General features: G+C 72.0%; 1 protein-coding gene. It reads right to left on the reverse strand.

The genetic code is table 11. The features are described from left to right. The coding region (locus tag ACIRQP_RS42235) for a type I polyketide synthase (protein ID WP_403900763.1) at positions 1–3,497 on the reverse strand (3,497 nt) is incomplete at both ends.

Raw genomic sequence — 3,497 nt, forward strand, 5'->3', positions numbered from 1 at the left:
GCCAGACCACCATCCACAGCCACACCCGCCGAAACACCCGCCGACACCTGACCCCCCGCAAGCGCACGCAAAGCATCAACCGCCTCGGCAGTGGTCGAGACGGTGACTCCGGCCCGGTGTCCGAAGTGCGCGCGGTGCCTGGCCGCCGTCGCCGCGACATCGGCCAGTGGCACGTCCGGGTGCTCGGCGATCCACTCCGCCCAGCGTCCCGCCTGGGCGCGTACCGCTTCTTCGCTCTGCCCGGACACGACCAGCGGGACGGGCCGGGGGGCGGCCTCGGTTCCGTCTGTCGCCCTCGCGTCGCTTGCCGGCGCCTCTTCCAGGATCAGGTGCGCGTTGGTGCCGCTGAGGCCGAAGGAGGAGATGCCCGCACGGCGGGTGTGTCCGGTGTCGCGGGCCCAGGGCCGCGCCTCGTTCAGGAGCGCGAGACCGCTGCCGTCCCACTCGATGTGCGGGCTGGGCTCGTCTGCGTACAGCGTCTTCGGCAGTGTCTCGTGCTTGAGCGCGAGCACCATCTTCATGACACCGGCCACGCCGGCGGCCGCCTGCGCATGCCCGATGTTCGACTTCGACGAACCCAGCCACACCGGCCGGTCCACCCCGCGCCCCGGACCGAAGACCTCGGCCAGCGCACCCGCCTCGATCGGGTCTCCCAGTGGCGTTCCTGTGCCGTGTGCCTCGATCGCGTCGATGTCCGCGGGGGTCAGACGTGCCGCCTCCAGGGCGTCCTGGATCACTCGCTGCTGCGACGGCCCGTTCGGCGCCGTCAGCCCCTGACTGCGACCGTCCTGATTCACCGCACTGCCCCGGATCACCGCGAGCACCCGGTCACCATCGCGCTCAGCGGCCGACAACCGCTTCAACACCAAAATGCCGACCCCGTCCGACCAACCCGCACCATCGGCCTGCGCGGAGAACGACTTGCACCGCCCGTCCGGCGCCATACCCTTGAGCCGGGAGAACTCCACGAACAGTCTCGGTGTGCTCATCACGGTGACACCGCCGACGAGGGCGAGTTCGCATTCGTCCTGGCGCAGTGCGGTGGCCGCGAGGTGCATGGCCACGAGCGAGGACGAGCAGGCGGTGTCGATGGTGACGGCGGGGCCCTGGAGCCCGAGCGCGTACGACACGCGGCCGGAGACGACGCTGCTCGCGTTGCCCGTGCTGACGTACCCGTCGAACGCGTCGAGTTCGCGGCCCTGCTCGCCGTAGTCGGAGCTCATGGCGCCGAGGTAGACGCCTGTCCGGCTCTCGCTGAGTGTGTCGGGCCGGATGCCGGCGCGCTCCAGTGCCTCCCACGCGGTCTCCAGGACGAGCCGCTGCTGCGGATCCATCGACAGCGCCTCACGCTGGGAGATCCCGAAGAACGCGGCGTCGAAACCCTCGGCGTCGTCGATGAAGCCGCCTTCGCGGGCGTAGCTCTTTCCGGCGGCCTCGGGATCGGGGTCGTAGACGTCGAGGTTCTCCCAGCGTGGCGGAAGTCCGCTGACGGCGTCGCCACCGGAGGCCAGCAAGCGCCAGTAGCCTTCGGGGGTGTTGATACCGCCGGGCATCCGGCAGGCCATGGACACGATGGCGATGGGGTCGTCGGACGCGGCGGAAGTGCGCCGGGGGCGCTTCGGTACGGCCTTCGCCGCGCCGCCGGTGAGAGCGATCTTGTCGAGGAGGAGGGCCGCGATGGCGGTGGGCGTGGGGTAGTCGAAGGCGAGAGTGGACGGCAGGGTCAGGCCCGTCTCCGCCGACAGGCGGCGGCGCAGTTCGACCGCCATCAGCGAGTCGATCCCCAGCTCCTTGAGGACCTGCTGCGCACCGATCCCGTCCGCACCCGCCACCCCCAGAACCACAGCCGCTTCACGCTGGACGAGTTGGGTGAGACGGACCAGCCGCTCGGCCTCGGGAACCGCGGCCAACTGGTCGCGCAGCCCCGACGGAGTCGCCGCGGACTCACCCGCACGCTTGCGACGGGCCCGCACCAGCCCGCGGTAGAGGGCAGGAACCTCGTCGGGCCGGCGCCGCAGTGACGCCAACTCCAGCTTGACCGGCACGAGGTGGGGCCGGGGCGCCGCGAGTGCGGCGTCCAGGGCTGCCAGGCCCTGCTGCCTGGTGAGCGCGCCCACGCCCTGGCGGCGCATACGCGCCAGCTCGGCCTCGCCCAGGGCTGCGGTCAGGCCGATCCCGGCCTGCTGCCACAGTCCCCAGGAGACGCTGGTCGCGGGGAGTCCCAGGGAGCGACGGCGGGCAGCGAGCGCGTCCAAGTGGGCGTTGGCGGCCGCGTAGCCGCCCTGCCCGGCGGCGCCCAGCACACCCGCGGCCGACGAGAACAGGACGAACGCGGCCAGGTCCAAGTGCCGGCTCAGCTCGTGCAGATGTGTCGCGCCATGGGCCTTGGGAGCCCACACCACGGCCAGCCGCTCCGCGGTCTGGGAGGCCAGCAGCCCGTCGTCGAGTACCGCGGCGAGGTGGAAGATCCCGGTCCAGGGGTGTCCGCCGTCGTCGGCGAGCAGTTCCCCGACCTGGGTCCGGTCGGAGACGTCGCAGGCCACGACACGTACGGACGCGGCACCGGCGGCCGTCAACTCCGCCACCAGCTCGTGCGCGCCCGGAGCCTCCAGGCCGCGCCGCGATGTCAGCACCAGGTGCCGGACGCCGTACGAAGCGACCAGGTGCCCGGCCACCGCACGGCCCAGCTCGCCCGTACCGCCCGTGATCAACACCGAACCCGAAGCGTCGAACGCCGGCCGCTCAACGGCATCCTCATCGCCGGATGCCCGCATCATGCGCGCGACGCGCACCTCACCCTCACGCACCGCTATCTCCGGCTCATCCGCGACGGCGATCGCACGCTCCGCCTCAGCAGCAGGTGCGTCGACGTCGACCAGCCGGATCACGCGCTCGGGATACTCGCCGCGCGCCGCGCGCAGCAGGCCCCACAGGGGCGCGTGCGCGAGGTCGCGGACTCCGTCACCGGCGTCCACGGCACCGGAGGTGAGCCATACCGACTCGACGCCGTCCAGGCGCTGTTCGGCGGTCAGTCGCTGGATGAGGTCCAGCGCCTCGGCCGAGGCCGCGAGCCCGTCGGCGGCAGCCGCTCCCGTGGCGTCGACGACGATCCGGACCGGGGCCTGTGCGCCTTCCTCCAGGTGTGCGAACACATCGTCGGCGGTGCTGAAGCCCTCCGCGCCCAGGGCGCGGGCGACTTCGCCGTCGCCGCCGAGCACCCAGGTCTCCCCCTCCGGTGCGTCTTCCAGCACGCCGGGCGCCCGGAAGTCGATGTGGTAGAGGTGTTCGGCCGACGCACCGACGCGAATCTGTTCGGCGGTCGCCTCCCGGATGCGCAGGCCCCGCGCGAGAACGACCGGCCTGCCCGTGCCGTCCATCGCGGCGAGAGAAAGGTGCTCGCCCGTGTCGTCCACGTCGATGCGTACGCGTAGTTCGGTGGCGCCGGAGGCATACAGCTCGACACCGGTCCACTCGAAGGGCAGCAGGACCTGCCTGTC

Source organism: Streptomyces sp. NPDC102274, from assembly GCF_044766385.1.
GTDB lineage: Bacteria > Actinomycetota > Actinomycetes > Streptomycetales > Streptomycetaceae > Streptomyces.